The organism is Streptomyces spongiae (genome assembly GCF_009377185.1).
Lineage (GTDB): Bacteria > Actinomycetota > Actinomycetes > Streptomycetales > Streptomycetaceae > Streptomyces > Streptomyces spongiae.
Genome location: NZ_VJZC01000012.1, coordinates 1 through 19,447 on the forward strand (window position 1 = coordinate 1; position 19,447 = coordinate 19,447).

General features: G+C 71.4%; 18 protein-coding genes and 2 pseudogenes. 8 read left to right on the forward strand and 12 right to left on the reverse strand.

The annotated features are described in order from the left end of the window. The 4 genes and pseudogenes from FNH08_RS03455 to FNH08_RS03470 all read left to right on the forward strand — a co-directional run. Window positions 1-241, forward strand: a pseudogene (locus FNH08_RS03455) (hypothetical protein); the annotation flags it as partial. Between the two features lie 62 nt (window positions 242-303). Further along, complete coding sequence (locus FNH08_RS03460; protein WP_152769744.1) at window positions 304-2,637, forward strand: FHA domain-containing protein; 2,334 nt, start codon at window positions 304-306, stop codon at window positions 2,635-2,637. Window positions 2,638-2,641: 4 nt separating this feature from the next. Next, on the forward strand, window positions 2,642-3,307 hold the full coding sequence (locus FNH08_RS03465; protein ID WP_152769745.1) for a hypothetical protein: 666 nt from the start codon (window positions 2,642-2,644) through the stop codon (window positions 3,305-3,307). Next, window positions 3,304-4,248 carry a serine/threonine-protein kinase gene (locus FNH08_RS03470; RefSeq protein ID WP_152769746.1) on the forward strand — a complete coding sequence of 315 codons (945 nt, stop codon included), beginning with the start codon at window positions 3,304-3,306 and terminating at the stop codon, window positions 4,246-4,248. The genes FNH08_RS03465 and FNH08_RS03470 overlap by 4 nt, the downstream gene beginning before the upstream one ends. Window positions 4,249-4,260: 12 nt before the next feature. Here the strand turns inward: FNH08_RS03470 and FNH08_RS03475 are convergent, their stop codons facing one another. Further along, a complete protein-coding gene (locus FNH08_RS03475) occupies window positions 4,261-5,550 on the reverse strand; it encodes a streptophobe family protein (RefSeq protein WP_322723602.1) in 1,290 nt (429 codons plus the stop codon). Window positions 5,551-5,765: 215 nt separating this feature from the next. On the opposite strand from FNH08_RS03475, the gene FNH08_RS03480 reads away from it, so the two are divergent. Next, complete coding sequence (locus tag FNH08_RS03480; protein ID WP_322723589.1) at window positions 5,766-7,022, forward strand: DUF6777 domain-containing protein; 1,257 nt, start codon at window positions 5,766-5,768, stop codon at window positions 7,020-7,022. Window positions 7,023-7,024: 2 nt separating this feature from the next. Here FNH08_RS03480 and FNH08_RS03485 read toward each other — a convergent pair whose 3' ends face one another. The 7 genes and pseudogenes from FNH08_RS03485 to FNH08_RS03515 form a co-directional block, all read right to left on the reverse strand. Then, window positions 7,025-8,494: an FG-GAP-like repeat-containing protein gene (locus tag FNH08_RS03485; RefSeq protein WP_152769747.1), complete on the reverse strand. Its 1,470-nt coding sequence runs from the start codon at window positions 8,492-8,494 to the stop codon at window positions 7,025-7,027. A gap of 137 nt (window positions 8,495-8,631) precedes the next feature. Next, the gene (locus FNH08_RS03490) at window positions 8,632-9,453 is read right to left on the reverse strand and encodes an ABC transporter ATP-binding protein (RefSeq protein ID WP_152769748.1); all 822 of its coding nucleotides are present in this window, start codon (window positions 9,451-9,453) and stop codon (window positions 8,632-8,634) included. Further along, on the reverse strand, window positions 9,450-10,406 hold the full coding sequence (locus FNH08_RS03495; protein ID WP_152769749.1) for an ABC transporter ATP-binding protein: 957 nt from the start codon (window positions 10,404-10,406) through the stop codon (window positions 9,450-9,452). Before FNH08_RS03495 ends, FNH08_RS03490 begins: the two co-directional genes overlap by 4 nt. Then, window positions 10,407-11,249, reverse strand: a complete 843-nt coding sequence (locus tag FNH08_RS03500) for an ABC transporter permease (RefSeq protein ID WP_152769750.1) — start codon at window positions 11,247-11,249, stop codon at window positions 10,407-10,409. Then, on the reverse strand, window positions 11,246-12,199 hold the full coding sequence (locus FNH08_RS03505) for an ABC transporter permease (RefSeq protein WP_152769751.1): 954 nt from the start codon (window positions 12,197-12,199) through the stop codon (window positions 11,246-11,248). Before FNH08_RS03505 ends, FNH08_RS03500 begins: the two co-directional genes overlap by 4 nt. 4 nt (window positions 12,200-12,203) lie before the next feature. Beyond that, window positions 12,204-13,850, reverse strand: a pseudogene (locus tag FNH08_RS03510) (ABC transporter substrate-binding protein). Window positions 13,851-13,881: 31 nt separating this feature from the next. Then, window positions 13,882-15,084, reverse strand: a complete 1,203-nt coding sequence (locus tag FNH08_RS03515; RefSeq protein ID WP_152769752.1) for a C45 family autoproteolytic acyltransferase/hydolase — start codon at window positions 15,082-15,084, stop codon at window positions 13,882-13,884. 126 nt (window positions 15,085-15,210) lie between these two features. On the opposite strand from FNH08_RS03515, the gene FNH08_RS03520 reads away from it, so the two are divergent. Next, window positions 15,211-16,116, forward strand: a complete 906-nt coding sequence (locus FNH08_RS03520; protein WP_152769753.1) for a MurR/RpiR family transcriptional regulator — start codon at window positions 15,211-15,213, stop codon at window positions 16,114-16,116. Window positions 16,117-16,145: 29 nt separating this feature from the next. On the opposite strand, the gene FNH08_RS03525 is transcribed toward FNH08_RS03520, so the two are convergent. Beyond that, window positions 16,146-16,928: a class I SAM-dependent methyltransferase gene (locus FNH08_RS03525; protein ID WP_152769754.1), complete on the reverse strand. Its 783-nt coding sequence runs from the start codon at window positions 16,926-16,928 to the stop codon at window positions 16,146-16,148. Between the two features lie 104 nt (window positions 16,929-17,032). Here FNH08_RS03525 and FNH08_RS53440 point away from each other — a divergent pair, with 104 nt between their 5' ends. Then, the gene (locus tag FNH08_RS53440; RefSeq protein ID WP_322723591.1) at window positions 17,033-17,509 is read left to right on the forward strand and encodes a helix-turn-helix domain-containing protein; all 477 of its coding nucleotides are present in this window, start codon (window positions 17,033-17,035) and stop codon (window positions 17,507-17,509) included. 26 nt (window positions 17,510-17,535) lie between these two features. Here FNH08_RS53440 and FNH08_RS03535 read toward each other — a convergent pair whose 3' ends face one another. The 3 genes from FNH08_RS03535 to FNH08_RS53885 form a co-directional block, all read right to left on the reverse strand. Further along, window positions 17,536-18,138 carry a ClpP family protease gene (locus FNH08_RS03535; protein ID WP_152769755.1) on the reverse strand — a complete coding sequence of 201 codons (603 nt, stop codon included), beginning with the start codon at window positions 18,136-18,138 and terminating at the stop codon, window positions 17,536-17,538. A 2-nt stretch (window positions 18,139-18,140) separates the two neighbouring features. After that, window positions 18,141-18,794, reverse strand: coding sequence for an ATP-dependent Clp protease proteolytic subunit (locus tag FNH08_RS03540; protein WP_152769756.1), 654 nt, complete (start codon window positions 18,792-18,794; stop codon window positions 18,141-18,143). A gap of 103 nt (window positions 18,795-18,897) precedes the next feature. After that, complete coding sequence (locus FNH08_RS53885; RefSeq protein WP_407704327.1) at window positions 18,898-19,275, reverse strand: aromatic-ring hydroxylase C-terminal domain-containing protein; 378 nt, start codon at window positions 19,273-19,275, stop codon at window positions 18,898-18,900. On the opposite strand from FNH08_RS53885, the gene FNH08_RS03545 reads away from it, so the two are divergent. Beyond that, complete coding sequence (locus tag FNH08_RS03545) at window positions 19,186-19,434, forward strand: hypothetical protein (protein ID WP_407704328.1); 249 nt, start codon at window positions 19,186-19,188, stop codon at window positions 19,432-19,434. The two genes, FNH08_RS53885 and FNH08_RS03545, sit on opposite strands and share 90 nt — an antisense overlap. Window positions 19,435-19,447: the final 13 nt, after the last annotated feature.

The following is a 19,447-nucleotide window of genomic DNA, read 5'->3' on the forward strand; positions in this document are numbered from 1 at the left end:
CGCCTACCCCCCGAACTCCCTCGTGCCGGTCGCCGACACCGTCCCGGACGTGCCCAGCGTCCTGCGCGCCTGGAGTGGCAGCCCGGCCGAACAGGAGCTGGTGGCCGAGGAGTTGGCCGCCGGGAACATGGTCCGCATCGCCACCAGCGACGACACCACCGAGTACGAGCTGCTCGCGGAGTCCATCGACGCGCTCCGCATGCAGCGCACCGGCCGCGTGATCGCAACCCCCGCTGCCTGAGCGCCCTGCGGACTCCCGACTCCGCTCAGGCGCACAGTCGGGCGAATCGATAGAATTCAGGCATGACAGAACGGCAGGTCGCGCCGACTGCGCCCGAACTCGTCATCCAAACCGACACGGGCTCCACGGTGATGAGCCCGGGCCGTGAGTACCACGTCGGACGCGACCCGTTGAGCGACATCGTCCTGGACGACGACCGGGTCTCGTGGCACCACGCGGTGCTCCGACCCGCGGTTGACCATTGGACGATCGAGGACGACAACAGCACCAACGGCACGTACGCGGACGGCCATCGCGTCCATGAGTGGGTGGTCGGCCCGGGCAGCGTCATCCACTTCGGCAGCCCCTCCGACGGTCCTCGTGCCGTCCTGACCGGCCCCGTCCCGGAGCGGCCCTCCGGCGTCTTCTCTCCGGCCTCCACCGGCACCTTCCGGCAGCCCACCAGCGTGCGCCCGCTTCCCGAGCGGACCGTCCGCGTCGGCCGCGGCTCCGACAACGACCTGGTCATCGACGACCTCGTCGTCTCCCGACACCACGCCGAGCTGCGGGCCCGCCCGGACGGCACGTACGAGATCGTCGACCTCGGCAGCCACAACGGCACGTACCTCAACGGCCTGCCCGTCGACAGGGCCAGGATCACGCAGGGTGACATCGTCGGCATCGGTCACTCCGCGTTCTGTCTCGTCGGCGACCAGCTGCAGGAGTACGTCGACACCGGCGAGATCTCGCTCGACGTCCAGGAACTCGTGGTGGCCGTCGACCGGGGCCGCAAGACGCTGCTCGACAAGGTCACGTTTCCCGTCGGCGAGAAATGTCTCCTCGCCGTGGTCGGCCCCAGCGGCGCCGGCAAGTCGACGCTGCTGAACGCCCTCACCGGACAGCGCCCCGCCGACACGGGCACGGTCCTGTACGACGGACGCGACCTCTACCACGACTACGCCGAGCTGCGCCAGCGCATCGGACTGGTCCCGCAGGACGACATCCTGCACACCCAGCTGACCGTGCGCCGGGCCCTCACGTACGCGGCCGAACTGCGCTTCCCCCAGGACACGGCCAAGGCCGAGCGCCGGGCACGGGTCGACGAGGTGATCCGCGGACTGGGCCTGGGGCAGCGCGCCCGGCAGCCCATCCACAGCCTCTCCGGCGGTCAGCGCAAGCGCGTCAGCGTGGCTCTGGAACTGCTCACCAAGCCCTCGCTGCTCTTCCTCGACGAGCCGACCTCGGGCCTCGACCCGGGCATGGACCGCTCGGTGATGCACATGCTGCGCGGCCTCGCCGACGACGGCCGTACGGTCGTGGTGGTCACACACAGCGTCCTCAGCCTCGACGTCTGCGACCGGCTCCTCGTCCTCGCGCCCGGGGGGAAGACCGCCTACTACGGGCCGCCGGACGACGCGCTCGCCTTCTTCGGCTTCGAGCAGTGGCCGGAGGCGTTCGAGGCATTCGACCGGGACGGCTACCGCGACTGGGCGGGGGAGTACCGCGACTCGCCGTTCCACGGTCACTATGTCGAGGCGTCGATGGACCGGCCCTACCTGCCCGGGGCCGCACCCGTCGCCGCGGAACCACCGCCCAGACCTCCCAAGCCGCAGAGCTGGGGCGCCCAGCTCGGCACACTCGTGCGCCGGTACGCGGCCGCGCTCAGCGCCGACCGCGTCTTCCTGGCCATCATGATCGCGCTGCCGTTCGTCATGGGCGGCCTGGCGCGGGCCCTGGCCGGCAGCGAGCTCGACCGGGAGACCGCGCTGAACACCCTGCTCATCCTGTGCGTCGGCGGCGTCCTGACCGGAGCGGCCAACGCCGTGCGCGAACTCGTCAAGGAACGGGTGATCTACCAGCGGGAGCGGGCCGTCGGCCTGTCCAGATCCGCGTACCTGATGTCCAAGATCGTCGTTCTCGGCACCGTCACGATCCTCCAGGCCGTCGTGCTCACCCTGGTCGCGCTGCTCGGCGTCGACCTCAACGCACCCGACGGCGAAGGCGTGCTCATGCCGCCCCTGGTGGAGATCACGGTGGCCGTGGCGCTGCTCGCGTTCACGGCGATGATGCTCGGCCTGCTCATCTCCGCGCTCGTCCGCAAGGAAGAGGTCACCATGCCGCTGCTGGTGCTCCTCGCCATCGTCCAGGTCGTGTTCTGCGGCGCGCTGCTGGACGTGGAAGGGGTGCCCGGGCTCGAACAGCTGACCTGGCTCGTGCCGTCGAGGTGGGCGTTCGCCGCGATGGCGGGCACCATCGACCTCGGCCGCATCATGACCGACAGAACCGACCCCCTGTTCGGGCACTCGTCCGGCGTGTGGCTGCTCGACGTGGGGATGCTGGTCGTCCTGTCGGTCGTCTGCGGATGGGCGGTCGCCCGCCTGCTGCGGCGCCACGAACCCGCCGTCATGCGGAAGTAGCCCGATGACCGCCCCCGGCTTCCACCCCACACACGTCGTCCCCCAGGACGGCCTGCCCGCCTGGGAGACACCCGACCCGTCCCGACCCACCGTGCCGCTCGACGCCCTCCTGCCGGTCCAACTCGTCGAGCGGCACGGTGACTGGGGCCACGTGGTGTGCGCCAACGGCTGGTCGGCCTGGGTGGACGGCCGCCTCCTCGTCGCCGTACCACGGGACCCACCGGCCGCCGGGGCGGACCCCTCCCGTGCGCGGGATCCCCGGCCGCTGCTGGCCCGCGCCGAGGAGACCCTGGGGCGCTACCGGAGCATCATCGAGGACCTTGCGGACGGGAACCTCGACGGCCAGTCGTTCCGGGACGGCACCCTGGGGCTGCGGATCGGTCTCGTCGTCGACGGCGAGTCGCTGTGGCTGTACGACACCGACCACGACCAGTGGCTGTACTGCGACGGGGCGCAGCTGAGCACGTACGCCACCCCGCGGGCCCCGGCGGCGGCCGACGAGCCCGCCCCCGTGGTACGGGAAACGGAGGCCCGGCCCGTATCGGAACCCGGATCTGAAGGGGGGCGGGACCACGAACCGACGCGCCTGGCCGGGGAGCCGGAGCGCGAGTCCGGAGGGGGGCGGGACCGCGAACCGACGCGTATCGTCCGGCCGGGTGACGCCGGATGACGCCCCCGCCGTACGCGGGACGCCCGTCGGACCTCGTCGGGCGGCAGATCGCCGGCTACCGCGTCGAGAGCGAGATCGGCCACGGCGGTATGGCCGTGGTCTACAAGGCCTGGGACCTGAGGCTGGACCGCCGTGTCGCGCTGAAGCTGCTCGCTCCGGAACTCGCACGCAACGACACCTTCCGCCGTCGCTTCACCCACGAGTCCCGTGTGGCCGCGGCGATCGACCATCCGCACATCGTGCCGGTCTTCGAGGCGGGTGAGGCGGACGGCGTCCTCTACATCGCGATGATGTTCGTCGACGGGCGGGACCTGCGCCGGCAACTCGACCGGGAGGGACCGTTGCCCATCGAGGACGCCACCCGGATCGCCGCACAGGTGGCCTCGGCGCTGGACGCCGCGCACGACCACGGGCTGGTGCATCGGGACGTCAAACCCGGCAACATCCTGATCGCGCCGGGCATCGACAGCGACCACCCCGAGCACGTCTACCTCACCGACTTCGGACTGACGAAGCGGTCGCTGTCGCTGACCGGGTTCACGACGGTCGGCCAGTTCGTCGGCACCATCGACTACATGGCGCCCGAGCAGATCTCCGGAAAGCCGGTCGACGGCCGCTGTGACGTCTACAGCCTCGCCTGCGTCGTCCACGAGACCCTCATGGGCAGGTCTCCCTTCGAGCGCGACGACGACATCGCGGTGCTGTGGGCCCACCAGAACGAGGAGCCACCGCCTCTCACCGGGCAGCGGCCCGACCTGACGCCCGCCGTGGGCGGTGTCCTCGCGAAGGCCCTTGCGAAGAGCCCCGACGACCGGTACGACTCCTGCCGCGCCTTCGTCGCCGCACTGCGGGCCGCCGCCCTGCCCACACCGCGTCAGCCCGACGTCCCCGAACCGCCGTTGTGGGCCCGCCCGGTCTTCGCTCGTGATCAACACACCTAGGGTCCTTCTGCCCTAGGCCCAGTCCACCTCGCCCCGTCGCCGGACGCGCTTCGCCAGCAGGCCGCCGAGGGATCCCGTCACCAGCCCCCACAGCGCGGCGAAGCCGAGGGCGCTCCACAGCTCGGGCCGCAGGTACAGCTCGCCGGACAGGCTGCCGCCCAGGTCGCCGATTCCGAGCACCGACAGCCCGTAGCGGGCGCCGATCCGCCCGACCAGACAGATCATGAGCACGGTCAGCACGAGCGCGACCGCCATGTGCACGGAGTGCTGCCACCACCGGACACGCGCCGGGGAGCGGACGGCCATCACGAACGCCGCCGCCGACAGCAGCACCGCGTCCACGACCAGCAGCCACCACACGTTGCCGTCGTACTCGGCGAGCGTCAGCAGGTTCAGCGTGGTGTCCTGCGGCGTCCGCAGCACCTGGTCCAGCACGTGCGGCATGGGCAGCGCGAACGGGCCCTCCACATGGCCTTTCCAGGAGGCGCCGAGACCGATCGTGAACGCGAGCCACACCAGGTTCGGCAGCCCGAGCATGATCACAGCGAACGTCGTCCTGGCGTGCCCCCGCGTGGCCGCCACCACCACCGCGATCACGAGCCCCACGGCGACGCATGCGAGCAGCAGCACCACCATCGCGTGGGCGGCCGGACGTACCGACTCCTGGAAGCGCAGCAGCCGGGCAGGCAGCGGCGCCCCGCGCGAGACCAGCAACGCCAGCACGAACACGCCCGCGAGCCACAGCAACCCGAAAAGCACCGTCTGCGGCACGTCGGACGTGAAGCCCACCTCGGCGCCGGAGTCACCGAACAGGTCGCCCAGGTCCTCGTCCACGTCGTCGCCGAGCGAGATCGGGAACGTCTCGCGGGCCACGAGGGACAGGACGATCAGGGCGACCAGCCACAGCGCGGCGACGCGTGCCGCCCAGCCGGCGAGTTCGGGTGCCCCCGCCACCGCCCGGTGCCGGAGCGGCCGCAGGAAAGCCGTGGCGATCACCAGGGTTCCCGCGAGTGTCACCGACAGCGGGATCACGGTCAGCCCGCCCTCGGTCGCGGCGAATGCGCCGGCACTGCCCGAGAGTTCGATCGTGCCGCCGACCGCCGCCGCCACGGTGGCCGCGACCACCCGGGGGTAGGCGTTGTCCGGGAGGTCCGTGGCGCCGGCCGCCCACAGTCCGAGCGCGGCGACCACCGTCATCGCGACCAGCCCGGCGAGGACCGTCACCACGGCCTGCGCCCAGCCGTGCCGGGCCGCCCCGCGGCCGCGTGACGACGCCTGGTCGGAGGGGGTCGGTGAGCGCACGGCCCGGAGACGCACGGTGCCCACGCTAGGCAGGGCCGGGGTGGTTCGCCCGCCGGGGCAGTCCGACCGTGTTGAAGGGCGAGTGACACCAGGAAGCCGGGTCGCGTCCGCTTGCGAGCCGTGCGGGACCGGGGCACACAATAGGCCCGTTGTCGAAGTAACGGCACAAAACACCTGAGAGTGCCGAGCGATCCCTACGGCGGGAAGAAGAGCCCGTGAGCGTCGAAGAGCCCTCGTCCGGCAGCCCCACAGGACCACCGTCGGGCCCGCTGTCGGGTCGGCCCGAGCCGGGCGGGACCCAGCCGGCCGGGGGCTCCCCGCAGGGGCCGTCGGGTGGTGACGCCGGTGGTCCCGGCGGGGGAGGCTCGGGTGGTCCGTCCGGTCCCGGGGGTTCGTCCGGTCCGGAGGGCGGGGGCCCCGAGCGGCCCTGGTGGCGGTCCGCGCCCCGCGTCGCCGCCGTCACCGCGGTGGTCGTCGCGGCCGTGGTGATGGCCGTCGTCTTCAGCCGCTCCGGCGGCGGATCCGACTCCGACGGTGGAACCGCGGCCGACGGCGAGGTGTTCCTCCAGCCGGCCGCCGAGACCGGTCCCGACCCGTTCACCCCGTCGTCGGCCACCGACAGCTCCGTGCCTCCCGAGACGTCGTCGGCCACACCGACACAGGACACCAACGTCGTACGCTCCGCGCGCGGCGACGCGCCCGGCCTGTACGGCGGCACCCGTGACAAGGCCAGTTGCGACACGGAGAAGCAGATCGGGTTTCTCGGGTCGGCCCCCGACAAGAACCGGGCGTTCGCCTCCGCCGAGGACGTCCAGCCTTCCGGGGTTGCTGACTACCTGCGTTCGCTCACCCCTCTCCAGTTGCGTTACGACACCCGTGTCACCAACCACGGCTTCCGGGGCGGCGAGGCCGCGCCCTATCAGGCGGTCCTCCAGACCGGCACGGCCGTGCTCGTCGACGACCGCGGAGTGCCGCGGGTGCGCTGCGCGTGCGGCAACCCGCTCACCCCGCCGGTCGCCCAGAAGTCCACGCTCAAGGTGACGGGCGACCCGTGGCCGGGGTACCAGCCGCAGAAGGTCGTGGTCGTACAGGAGGCCGCGACGATCATGAACATGTTCGTCGTCATCAACCTCGACAGCGACGAGTGGTTCGAGCGGCTCAGGGGCGACACCGGAGGCAAGGACAAGAAAACGAACCCGCCCAAGAACACGGCGTCGCCGTCGGCGTCGACCGGCTCACCGACGAGTAAGTCCCCTTCGCCGTCCTCCTCGCCTCCGTCACCGTCCTCCTCGTCTCCCAAGCCGTCCTCGTCGTCTCCCAAGCCGTCGCCGTCGTCCCCTTCGGCTTCGAAGTCCTCGCCCTCCACACCCACGACGCAGTCGCCACCCACGGCGGACTCACCCGGCACGACGTCGGCCTCCGGCGACCTGGACACCCCGGACACGGTGACCGCACCGTCTCCGGGGCTGTGAGGCTACTCGTCGATCGCCGCACCGAACGCGGCGTCCAGGGACGGAGCGCCCAGCGACCCGGCGCTGTACGTCCACGACCCGGAGGCCGTGACACCGCCGGAGCCCGCCGACAGCACCCAGATGAAGCCGTCGCCGGTGTTCTCGCCGGGGGCGGAGGCGAGCAGACCGAAACGGCCGTCACGGTTGGGGTCGGTGAGGCGGACCTGGGCACCCCACTTGTCGCCCTTCTCGGGCACACCCGGCACGTTCGCCGAGTTCTGGTCCCACGACTTCGCACCGGTGCCCGTGAGGCCGCCCGCGGATCCCCGCAGCACCCACACGGCGCCCGCGTCGGCGACCGTCCCGATGTCCTCGCCCGCCGCGCCGATCGCCACGTCCGCGTACCCGTCACCGTTGGTGTCCGCGACCGACAGGTCCGTGCCCCAGCCGTCGCCGACCTCGGGGTTCCCGGGCACGCCGGGGGAGGCCTGGGTCCACCAGTCGGCGTCCTCGGTGATGCTGTCGGGGCCGCCGAGGCGCACGCCGAGCACGCCTCCTGCCCACACCTCGCCGTAGACGTCGTTCGGACCGTGCGGCTCACCCGTCACCAGGTCGTCGAACCCGTCCTTGTTGATGTCACCGGACGCGGAGACCGGGCCGCCCTCGAACTCGCGCGTGTACGAGAGCCCGTCCGCGTGGCCCGACAGCAGGACGGACCAGCCGTTGCCCGGCTGGTCGCCGACCGTCACCCCGGACACCACGAGGTCGGCGTAGCCGTTGTTGTCGTAGTCGCCCGTGGTCAGCGACTTGGGCTGGATGCCCTGGGGCTCGGCCTGCGCGGACAGTCGTTGTGTGGAACGCTCTTTCAGTGCCCTCTGCGTACCGGAGACGTACGCGAACAGCTCCGGGTCGTACCGGTCGAGGACGGCCAGTTGGTCACCCGGCGTCTCGTCCGTGAAGTGGGCGGCGGCCAGGCCGACGCCGAACTGCTCGCCCGCCGTGGGCTCCTCGGTCTGCAGCCAGTCGCTGGCGGCACCGGTGAGCCCGGACCTCGACCCCCACAGGATGGCGACACCGCCCGCGTCCTTGACGGTGCCGAGGTCCTCGCCGGGAATGCCGACGACAGCGTCGTCATAGCCGTCCCCGTCGAGGTCACCGGTCGCGACGGCCTTCCCGAAGCCGTCACCCGCCTCGGCGGCACCGGCGACCCCGGCCGTGGACTGGCTGAACCGCGCCACGTTGGATGTGCCGATGCCTCTCGACGAGCCGTACTGCACGGTGACGAGACCGGCGCCCTTCTTGCCGCTGACGGTCGCACCGGGCGCGCCCACCAGCACGTCCTCGTAACCGTCGCCGTTGAAGTCGCTGTTGCGGTCGCTCGCGTGCGTACTTCCGGGCGCACCGGCGTACGCGGAGGGAGCGGCGGCGATCGCCGCGCCGGAGACGAGAAGGAATGTTGCCGCCGCGAGGGCAGCCGAACGGTTCTTGCGCATGTGCGGCTCCTGACAGTAAAAACGGCCGGGCAGCGCGGGGGTGTCCGGAAAGGGCCCGTTCCTTTTCCGGCGCCCTGTTTGACACCGCATGGTGCGCAAAAGTTGTACGGGCGTGCCAAGCGAGCGGGGGACGGTTCCTACCCGGCGAGTGCCGCCCGCGCCGCGACCGCGTCGTCCGGGTCCCAGCCCTCCCTCGGTACGGCGGCGAGCAGCAACCGCGTGTACGGGTCGGCCGGTTCGCTGAGCACCTGCCGTGTCGGCCCCTGTTCGACGACCTGTCCGCGCCGCATGACCAGCACCTCGTCGGTGATGTGCTGGACCACGGCGAGGTCATGGCTGACGAAGACGAGGGCGACGCCGGTGTCGCGGCGGATCCCGTCGAGGAGCTGGAGGATCTGGGCCTGGATGGACACGTCCAGCGCGGCCACCGCCTCGTCGAGGACGAGCACGCGCGGGTCGACCGCGAGAGCCCGGGCGATGGCGAGCCGCTGCCGCTGGCCTCCCGACAGCTGCCGGGGCAGCGCCTCGGCCTCCCGCGCGCCGAGCCCGACCCGGTCGAGCAACTCGGCGGCCAGGTTCTCGTCCCGGCCGTGCAGCCGCAGCGCGGTGCGCAGGCACTGACCCGCCGTCAGCCGCGAGTCGAGGGAGACGTACGGGTCCTGGAAGACCATCTGCATCTCCCGGGCGCGGGCCAGCCGGGCCTCCCTGCGCCGAGGGGTGCGCGGCTCGCGAGGGCGGCCGTCCACCGCGACCGTGCCCGCGTCGGGACGTACCAGGCCGACGAGCATCCGGGCCACGGTCGTCTTGCCGGAGCCGGACTCCCCGACGATGCCGAGGGAGCCGCCGCGGGCCACGGTGAAGGACACGTCCGCGGCCGCGGTGAGTCGGCCCCGCCCCGGCAGGGGATAGGTCTTGCGGAGCTTGTCCACGACGAGCAGGTCGTCGCCGTAGTCGGTCATGTCGTGGTCCTCTCGCCCGTGGCGGACACGGCGGCCGGCACACGGAGGCAGGCGGCCGTCCCGCCGTCCGGCAGCGCCACCGCCTCCGGGTGCCAGGTCTCGCAGTCGGGCTGTGCGTCGGGGCAGCGGGATGCGAACGGGCAGCCCGGGAAGGCGTCGCTCAGGGACGGTGGGCGGCCCGGGATGGGCCGGAGGCTGCGCGGAGCGTCGTCCAGGGACGGCGAACAGGAGAGCAGGCCGCGGGTGTACGGGTGGACGGGATCGGCGAAGAGGGCCCCGGCGGTGCGCTCCTCGACGACCCGGCCCGCGTACATGACGTACACCCGGTCGCAGTACGCGGCCGCGAGGTGCAGGTCGTGGGTGATGAACAGGAGCCCGGCTTTGTGCTCCGCGCGCAGGGTGCGCAGCAGGGCGAGGATCTCGGCCTGGGTGGTGACGTCGAGCGCGCTGGTCGCCTCGTCGGCGAGGAGCAGCCGGGGCCGGGCGGCGAGTGCTCCGGCGATGACGACACGCTGGAGCATGCCGCCGGAGAGCTCGTGCGGGCGCTGCCGCAGCCGCCGCTCCGGGTCGGACAGCCCGACGGCGCCGAGGAGTTCGGCGGCCTCCTTCCGGTCCGCTCCCCGTTCGAGGAGGAAGTCACCGATGCGGCGTACGGGGTTGAGGGCGGCCCGCGGGTCCTGGTGGATCATGGCGACCGTGCGGGCGCGGTGGCGGCGCAACTCCTCGCCGGTGAGGGAGAGGACGTCCGCGTCACCCACCCGTACCGTGCCGGAGGCCTGAGCCCCGCCCGGCAGCAGCCCGAGCGCGGCCTTCGCCGTCGTGGACTTGCCGGAACCGGACTCGCCGACCAGACCCACGACCTCGCCCGGGGCGATGCGCAGGGAGACGTCGTCGAGGAGCGGCCGGGCGGCCCCCGGGATCCCGACGGTCAGGTGGTCGATGGTGAGGAGCATTCAGCCCTGCCTTCCGAGCCGGTCGGCCGCCCAGACGCCGACCACGTTGAAGGACACGACGACCGCGGCGATCGCCGTGCCCGGGACGAGGGCGGGCAGCAGCGCGCCCTGAACGACGGCGGCCTGCCCCTCCTGCACCATCAACCCCCAGTCGGAACTCGGCGGTTGGGCGCCGAAACCCAGGTAGGAGAGGGTGGCCAGCGACATCAGCGCCTCACCGAAGAGCACCACCAGATAGCCGGTCACCGCCCGGCCGAGGTTCGGCACCAGATGGAACGCGCAGATGCGGGCGCCGCCCATGCCCTGCACCCGGTAGGCGTCGACGTACGGCTTGCGGGCCTCGGAGAGGGCGAGCGAGCGCGTGTACTTGGCGACGGTCGGCGTGTACGCGAGGCCCAGGGCCAGCACCGACGTGGTCATGCCGGTGCCGAACACGGCGATGATCAGGACGGTGAACAGCAGCCCGGGAAAGGCGTACATGACGTCCGTGAGCCGGGAGACGAACGCGTCGACCCAGCCGCCGCGCCACGCTGCGAGCACGCCGAGGGTGACCCCGAGCAGCGCCGCCACCGCGAGCAGCAGCAGTGGTGCGATCAGGCTGGTGCGGGCGCCGTACAGGACGCGTGAGAGCAGGTCCTGGCCGGACGCGTCGGTACCCAGGAGATGGTCGCCGCTGGTGCCGGCGAGCGACGCGGACAGGTCGATCGTGTCGGGTGCGTACGGCGCGAGCAGGGGTGCCAGGGCCGCGGCCAGAACCACCAGGGCCAGGAGTCCGGCGGCGATCGTGACACCCAGGGGACGACGGGCCCGGACACGGACGGGTGTGAGGGTGAGCGCGGTCATGCGGTACGGGCCTCCTCGCGGACGCGCGGGTCGAGGAGCGGGTGGACCAGGTCCACGACGGTGGTGACGACGATGTAGCCGGTGACCATCAGCAGCAGGACGGCCTGGGCCACGGGGAAGTCGTGCGTGTTGATCGCGCCGACGAGCAGTGAGCCGATGCCGCTCATGCCGAACGCGGTCTCCACGACCACCGTCCCGACGAGCATCCCCGCCATGACCAGGCCGCACATGGTGATGATCGGGCCGAGCGCGTTGCGCAGCACATGCCTGCGGATGATGTCCCGTTCGGGGATGCCGGAGGCGCGGGCCGCCTCGACGTGGTCGGAGGCGGCGGCGTCCGCCATGGCCTGTCGGGTGACCCGGCTGATCAGGGCGAGCGCGCCGAGCGCCAACGACAGGGCGGGCAGTGTCAGATGGTGCAGCGTGCCGGTGAACCCGCTGCCGCTGCCCGTCACCGGGAACCAGCCGAGCCGCACCCCGAAGAGCGAGACGAGCGCGATGGCGGCGACGAACGACGGCACGGACGCGGCGAGTGTCGTCCCGCCCACGACCGCCGAGTCCACCCAGCTCGACTGCTTCACCGCCGCGAGGATCCCCGCGCCCACGCCCAGCACGACGAACAGCAGGGTCGCGTAGGCGACCAGCGCCAGGGTCGTCGGCAGGCGGGTCGCGACCAGGTCGGCCACTTGGTCGCTGTACTTGAAGGAGCGGCCGAGGTCGAGGTGGAGGCAGCCCCACAACCAGCGGCCGTACTGGACGACCAGGGGCTCGTCGAGGTGGTACTGGGCGCGGACGGCCGCGAGCCGCTCGGGGGTGAGCTTGTCGCGGCCGCCGGCCAGGAAGACGGCGGGATCGCCCGGCGCCGCGTACACGGCGGCGAAGATGACGAACGAGGCGGCGAAGAGCGTGGCCAGGAATCCGGCCAGACGCCGCACTATGCGTACGGGCATCCGATCAGCCCTTCTTGGCGCCGAGGTCGGCCGCCCACGGGTAGTACAGGTACGCCTGCGAGGCGGGTGCACCGGTCAGCTTGTCACTGAGGATCAGAACCGAGGGCACCTGCGCGACGGGGATCCACACGGCGGATTCGGCGAACCGCTGCTGCACGTCGATGGCGAGGCCCGCACGCTCGGCGTCGTCGAGGGTGCCCAGCGCCTGGTTCACCTTCTTGTCGTACGTGGCGTCCTTGAAGCCGACCCAGTTGTTCGACGAGTCGGACAGGCCGTTGTCGTAGAAGCCCATCGGGTCGGACTTGGAGATGTACCAGTCGGCGGTCAGCACGTCGATGCCAGCGCGGGCCTGCGGGTCGCTGTAGAACTCCTCGAACTGCGTGGTGGGCACGGTCTTGATCGTGCCCTTGAGCCCGATGCGCTGGAGCGCGGCGCGCACGGCGTTGGCGATGACGGTACGGCCCTGGGTGGCGTCCGTGCCGATGACGATCGGCTCGGTGGGCGCCCCCGCCTCCTTGACCAGTTGCTTGGCCTCGGCGATGTCGTCGGCGCTCGGCGAGGCGGGCGCGGTGGCGGCCAGCTTCTTCTGTGCGGCGGCGAACTCCGCCTTCGCATAGCCCCAGGAACCGGAGCCCACGGGGCTGGCCCAGGGCTCGACGAACCCTCCGTAGCCGGACTTCGCGATGCCCGCCCGGTCGAGCGCGAGCGACAGGGCCCGCCGGATCTTCGCGTCCTTCAGGCCGCCGTGCTCGGTGGGGATGAGGTCGAGGGTGGCGGTCGAGGGGCCGTAGTACTGGCTGAGTCCCTTGGCGTCGCGCAGGGCGGCGGCCGTGTTGGGCGACTCGGCGAACGTTCCGTCGGCGGCCCCCGTCTTGAGGGCATTGACGAGGGCGCTGTCGGACGCCCAGCGGAAGTCGACCTCCTGGGTGAGCGGATTCTTGCCCCAGTAGCCGTCGTACGCCCGGATGGTGATCGAGTCGCCGGACTTCCAGCTCGTCAGCTCGTACGGGCCCGAGCAGGCGTCGCTCTGACCGGGCGTGCCGAAGTCCTTGCCGGCCTTCTCCACCTACTCCTTGTTCCAGACGATGCCGGCGTCACCCGCGAGCGCCTTGGTGACCAGGGCGTCGGGCTTCTTGAAGCGGATGGTGATCTCGTTGTCGGCCGTCTTCTTCATGGACGCGACGTTGAGGAACTCGTCGCTCTGCTCCATGTCCGGGTCGGCGTGCCGCTTCAGGCTCCACAGCACGTCGTCGGCCGTGAGCTTCGAGCCGTCGTGGAAGGTGACGCCGTCGCGGACGGTCAGGACGAGCGTCTTGTCGTCGGGGGTGGCGGCCTTCTGAGCCAGGAAGGGCTTGACGGTCATGTCGGGCTGGAGCTGGTAGAGCCGCTCGCAGACGTTGGTCAGGACGACGCGGCCGGCGCTGGAACCCTGGGTGTCGAGGTCCAGGGAGTCCGGTTCGTCCTCCAGCAGCCAGTTCACCTTCTGTACGGCGCCCTGGGCGGCGGGCGTGGTGGGGGTGAGCTTCAGCTTGGCGGCGTCGGCCGGCTTGCCCCCGGTGGTGGCGGTGTCGGCTCCGCTGCAGCCCACGGCGGTGAGCAGGCCCGCGGCGACCAGCCCGGCGGTCACCGCTCTCCGTTTGTTCGTCGTCATCGTCGTCGCCATCGGATGAACTCCTGTGCTTTCAGCTGGGACAGTCGGTGGGTGTGTCGCCGTGGGGGCCGTCGTAGAGGTTCCAGGGCATGTGCTGGTAGTCGTGGTCGCAGGGCGTGCCCGCGGTCACGTGGTAGTCGCCGGTGGTCAGGTCCACACAGGAGGAGACGAGCGTGGTCCAGTGCTCCACGGCCGGCCGGCGGGGGTCGACGTGGGTGCACAGCGATTCGGGTCGGCCGAGGTGGTCGGACATGGCCTGCTTGATCAGCTTCCGGGACTCGTCGGGTCCGGTGGACCCGCGCAGCGCCTTCAGCCCCTGCTCGGCGCGGGGCACGCGCACCAGAGAGTCCGAGGACAGGGGGCGGTAGTCGGCGGCGATGGCCGCGGGGACACCCGCCTGGTAGTGGTTTCCGTGCACCAGGAGGCCGTCGTCGGCGTGCAGCCAACCGTGCCCGGCGGGGGTGGTCTCCAGGTCGACGGCGAAGCCTTCGCGGCAGGTCAGAAGTGCGTTGGAGGCGATGTGCGCGCGGGTTCTGCACAGCACGTCCAGCGCGTCCGTGATGGTGGACTGGTCGAGAGTGCTGCGGCGGACGACGGTCTGCGGGAGGCCGACGGTGTTGTCGAAGCGCCCGCCCAAGCCGTTGGCGTTGAGCGCGATGCCCGCCGAGTTGGCGCCCTGGCGGCCGACCTGTCCGGCCTCCACCTGCATGATCAGGGTGGGGGCGGGCGGCTGCACGATCCGCAGCATGACCACGGTGTCGGCCGCGCCCGCCCGCCAGTCCCAGTTCTGCCCGGCCCACACATGCCCGTCGCCGCTCGCGGCGCCGTACACGGCGAACGAGGTGCAGCCCTCGACCCGCTCCTCCTCGACCGTCTCGTCCGACTCGGACAGGTCGGCGAACGACTGGTCGTAGATGACCTCGCCCCGGGCGTTGAGCGCGAGCACGTCGAGAAGCCTCACCCCCGCCCCGTCGGCGATGCCGCGCATCTCCTCCAGCAGGTGCGGGGCGTACGACTCCACCGGCTCCTGCCAGCGGGCGGCGCGCGCTGTGACCTGGGACCAGGTCAGTCCGGCGGCGTGACCGAAGGCTTCCTCGTAGTAGGCGAGAGCGGCGTGCAGCTGGGGCCGCACCGCCTCGCCGTACTGCCGTCCGCGCTCGAGAGGGGTGCCGGAGATCTCGATGAGGGGCAGAGAACGGGATGAGGGGGATGCCAGAGCTGAGGGGGGTGTCATTCTTCTCCTCGCGACGGAGAGCAGCGTGTGTTCACGACGTGTTGTAACGTCGGTTACGAGATGCTCTCCTCTTGGAATGCGTTGCCCAGGAGGGTAACGGCCGTCACAAGGAAGTCAATGCCTGTAATGAAAATTTCAGATCCTGGAGATCTCGGCGAGGGCCTGGCCCGGCTCCGCGCGGCCGTCCGTGACAACTGGGAGAACCTCTCCGCGTCCGAGCGTGCGGTCGCCCAGTACCTGGCGACCGCGCCCGTCGAGCAGCTCCTCTTCTCCGGGGCCCAGGAACTGGGCTCGGCCAGCGGGACCAGCAACGCCACCGTCGTCCGGGCACTCCAGCGTCTCGGGTACGCCGGCCTGCCCGCTCTCAAGCGCGAACTGGCCTCCGGGTTCACCGCGGCGGTGGCGCCCGAGGTGCGCCTGAAGCAGCGCATCGCCCATGTCGGCCGGGACCTGGATGGCATCTGGAGCGATGTGATCGACGAGGCCCAGGAGCGCATCGAGCAGACCCGGCGGCTGACCGACCCGGACACCCTGCGCGCCGCGGTGACGGCACTCGCCGACGCCGGGGAGATCCACTGCTTCGGGATCGCCGCCTCCGAACCGGCCGCCCGGCACCTGGCGCTCGCGCTGGGCCGCCTCGGCCGCCGTTCCCGCTTCATCGACGCGACCGGGTTCGCGCTCGCCGACCATCTCCTCGCGCTGCGCCAGAACGACGCCGTGGTCATCTTCCAGCCCGGGCGGGCGCTGACCGAGCTGACCGTCCTCATCGAGCGCGCGCGGGCGGTCGGCGCGCGGACCCTCCTCGTCACCGACGAACTCGGGGAGGAGTTCGGAGACCGTGTCGACGCCGTCCTCACGGCACCGCACACCCCGACCGGCATCACCTCGGAGGCGCTGACCGCGCTTGTTGTGGCGGACGTGCTGCTCCTCGCCCTCACGACCCTGGACGAGACCCGGGCGGTGGACGCCTCACATCAACTGACCGTGTTGCGGGAGCAGTTGCTGTCACACAAGGGCAACCGCAAGAGCTGACACATGAGCGCGGAACACGCCGCCACGGTTCAGGGGGCGCCGGTCTGCGAAGGCCGCCTCGCCATGATGAGCTCGTGCAGATAGCACTTGGTGATCCGGCCGCCGTGCCGTGTGTCGATCAGTTCGCGGATGCAGCCCAACAGCCCCTCCCGGCGGGCAGCTTCGAGCGCTCGGTGGCCGGAGTACGTCAGGAGCACATCGATGTACTCCTGCGTCGAGTACGTGATCTCCCGCGTCCACCGGAAGGAGCGGAGGTCGTCCCAGTGGGCCAACTCGTCTGTGTCCGTGGCGATTTCCGACTCGTCCTGCAGCCGCAGGCCCGGTGGCGTGGCCGGGTCCCAGCGCTCGTAGCACCCCTGGACACGGGCGAAGAAGTCGAGGGTGCCGCCCTTGACGTGTTCGGTGGTGACCCGCGCGAAGGTGCCGCCCGGGCGGAGGGCCTGGCCCACCTTGGTGACCCGCATGGCCGGATCGAGCCAGTGGAACGCGGTGGCGCACACCACGAGGTCGAACGGCTCGGCGGGGAGGGGCCACAGCTCGAAGTCGGCGACCTCCACGTGGGCGTGCGGGAACGGGCGCAGATTGCGCCGGGCGACCGTCGCCATCGCCGGGCCCAGCTCGACGGCCGTGAGGTCGCAGCCCGACTCCGCCAGGGGGACGGTGAGCTGCCCGGTGCCGGGACCGATCTCCAGGACGCGGCTGCCGGGGCCCAGCCCCGCCTGCCCGGCCAACTCGTCCACCAGGGCACGGGGATAGCGGGGGCGGGCCCTGTCGTACAGCTCGGCCGCCTCGTTGAACGTGTCGCGCAGCATGGCCGTAACCCTTCCCCGGTCGGATCGCGATTCCACTGCGGGATTCCACTGAGGGCGGAACGTCGATCCCTTCCCGTGGGGCGCTCGGCTCCTAGTCTGAAGGGGTGACGAACCAAACGTCGAACGCTCGCGTCATTCCCCTGCGCCCGGCGGCCACACCGGTCCCCACCGATGTCCCGGCCGCCGCACCGCGGCAACAGCGCCCGGCGCTCGCCCCGCAGGCGCGTCCCGTCCGGGAGTCCCCGGAACCGGCCCCCGCCAAGGAACCCCTCTGGCGGGACCTCGTCGGTGACGTGCTGCGGCGCGAACGGCTGGCGCAGGAGCGCACGTTGAAGGACGTGGCCGAGGCGGCACGGATCTCGATGCCGTACCTCTCGGAGCTGGAGCGGGGCCGCAAGGAGGCCTCGTCGGAGGTCCTCGCGGCCGCCGCCCACGCCCTCGGCCTGGGCCTCTCTGACCTGCTCTCCCTCGCCCACGGTGAACTCACGCGACGCACCCGGACGACGCGCGCGACGACGGCCAGGATGACCGCCGCCACGACCACCACGTCGCCGTACAACGGGCTCTGCCTCGTCGCCTGACGTCCCGGCGGCTCGGGGACAGCGGGTCAGACCCCCACGAGCCGCCGGCTCAGCACAACATCGGCGAGCCCGTACGCCACGGCCTCCTCGGCGGTGAAGACCTTGTCACGGTCCATGTCCGCGCGGAGCGTCGCAACGTCGTGGTGGGTGTGCCGGGCGAGGACCTCCTCGACCTGGGAGCGGATCCGGACCATCTCCTTCGCCTGGAGGGAGAGGTCCGAGGCCGTTCCCTGGCGGCCGCCACTCGCGGGTTGCCCGAGCAGCACCCGTGCGTGTTCCAGGACGGAGCGTCGGCCCGGGTCCCCGCCCGCCAGCAGGACCGCCGCGGTGGAGGCCGCCTGACCCACGCAGCATGTCGAGATGGGCGCCTGCACGTACGTCATCGTGTCGTAGATCGCCATGAGCGAAGTGAACGATCCGCCGGGCGAGTTGATGTAGATCGCGATCTCGCTCTCCGGCGCCGACGACTCCAGGTGGAGGAGCTGCGCGATCACGACGTTGGCGACCCCGTCGTCGATCTCGGTGCCGAGGAAGATGATCCGTTCGTTCAGCAGCCGGCTGAAGACGTCGTACGACCGCTCGCCCTGCGGGGTCCTCTCGACGACGTTCGGAATCGTGTACGTTCCCATCTCTACAGCCCCATCCTGCGTCGTGACGAGGCCGGCCGGACGTCGCTGAACGACTCCACGACCTGGTCGACCATCCCGTACTCCTTCGCCTGCTCGGCCGTGAACCACCGGTCGCGGTCGCCGTCCCGGGAGATGGTCTCCTCGGTCTGGCCGGTGTGCTCCGCGGTGATCCGCTCGATGGTCCTCTTGGTGAACTCCAGGTTCTCCGCCTGGATCTCGATGTCGGCGGTGGTGCCCCCGATGCCGCCTGACGGCTGGTGCATCATGATCCGCGCGTTCGGCAGCGCGAACCGCTTCCCGTTCGTGCCCACGCTGAGCAGGAACTGCCCCATGCTCGCGGCGAAGCCCATCACGAGCGTGGCCACGTCGTTCGGGATCAGCCGCATGGTGTCGTAGATCGCGAGGCCCGCGGTCACCGACCCGCCGGGGCTGTTGATGTAGAGACCGATGTCGGTGCGCGGGTCCTCCGCGGACAGAATCAGCAGCTGGGAGCAGACCCGGTTGGCGGAGACCTCGTCGACCTGCGTGCCGAGGAACACGATCCGCTGCGCGAGCAGTTGCGCGGCCAGATGGTCGTCGAAACGCGACGGAGGCGTGTCCCCCTCCTCGGCCCGTGGAGCGAGAGCCGGCGCCCAGCCGGTGATCAGTGACGTCATGGGTCCTCCCTGTCGTGAACGGTTGCGCGGCGGCGATCCCGCCTCCTCCACTCTCGCCACGAAACACCTCTGACATGGGATTTCTCTGCCCGCGGCAGATTCGCTACGAGCAGAGGAGCACTGCCGTGTCCTCCAAGGAGGCGTGCACTCCGGCGACATGGCCGTCGGGGCGGAGGAGCACCGTGCGTACGCCGGCCCAGTCCGCCGAGGGCTCCGGGAAGGAGGCTCGGCGCACGGTGAGCCCGGGGAGCGTCCGGTCGGCCGGTGACTCGCCCTCCGAGGCCGGCGCCAGCCGCAGCAGGACGTACGCGTCGGCGCGCAGGAGGGCGAACAGGGAGAGGGGGCGGCCGGTTTCGACACCCTGCGCTTCGCCGACACGCTCGTCGGTGCCCTGCTCGACGGTGGCATGACCGAACGCGAGGCGGCATGGACCGTCTGGGCGGTCAGCTATTTCACGCTCGGGCTGACCCAGGAGGAGCAGGCCGTGCCGGTGTCCGGGGGCGACCGCGTCGCCCAGTCGGTCTCCGGCACGAGCCACCCCTCACTGCACCGGGTTCTCGCACACCTCGACGCCGGATCCTTCGACGAGCGCTTCGAGTTCGGGGTCCGCGCGCTCATCGGCCGAGGTGCCCGTGCGTGACGTCGTCCGCCTC

Coding starts and splice junctions, on each gene's coding strand:
- FNH08_RS03485 (WP_152769747.1), bottom strand. CDS start 8,494: ATGCGCAAGAACCGTTCGGCTGCCCTCGCGGCGGCAACATTCCTTCTC.
- FNH08_RS03460 (WP_152769744.1), top strand. CDS start 304: ATGACAGAACGGCAGGTCGCGCCGACTGCGCCCGAACTCGTCATCCAA.
- FNH08_RS03500 (WP_152769750.1), bottom strand. CDS start 11,249: ATGACCGCGCTCACCCTCACACCCGTCCGTGTCCGGGCCCGTCGTCCC.
- FNH08_RS03535 (WP_152769755.1), bottom strand. CDS start 18,138: ATGGGAACGTACACGATTCCGAACGTCGTCGAGAGGACCCCGCAGGGC.
- FNH08_RS03470 (WP_152769746.1), top strand. CDS start 3,304: ATGACGCCCCCGCCGTACGCGGGACGCCCGTCGGACCTCGTCGGGCGG.
- FNH08_RS03520 (WP_152769753.1), top strand. CDS start 15,211: ATGAAAATTTCAGATCCTGGAGATCTCGGCGAGGGCCTGGCCCGGCTC.
- FNH08_RS03540 (WP_152769756.1), bottom strand. CDS start 18,794: ATGACGTCACTGATCACCGGCTGGGCGCCGGCTCTCGCTCCACGGGCC.
- FNH08_RS03495 (WP_152769749.1), bottom strand. CDS start 10,406: ATGCTCCTCACCATCGACCACCTGACCGTCGGGATCCCGGGGGCCGCC.
- FNH08_RS03525 (WP_152769754.1), bottom strand. CDS start 16,928: ATGCTGCGCGACACGTTCAACGAGGCGGCCGAGCTGTACGACAGGGCC.
- FNH08_RS03465 (WP_152769745.1), top strand. CDS start 2,642: ATGACCGCCCCCGGCTTCCACCCCACACACGTCGTCCCCCAGGACGGC.
- FNH08_RS03515 (WP_152769752.1), bottom strand. CDS start 15,084: ATGACACCCCCCTCAGCTCTGGCATCCCCCTCATCCCGTTCTCTGCCC.
- FNH08_RS03505 (WP_152769751.1), bottom strand. CDS start 12,199: ATGCCCGTACGCATAGTGCGGCGTCTGGCCGGATTCCTGGCCACGCTC.
- FNH08_RS03490 (WP_152769748.1), bottom strand. CDS start 9,453: ATGACCGACTACGGCGACGACCTGCTCGTCGTGGACAAGCTCCGCAAG.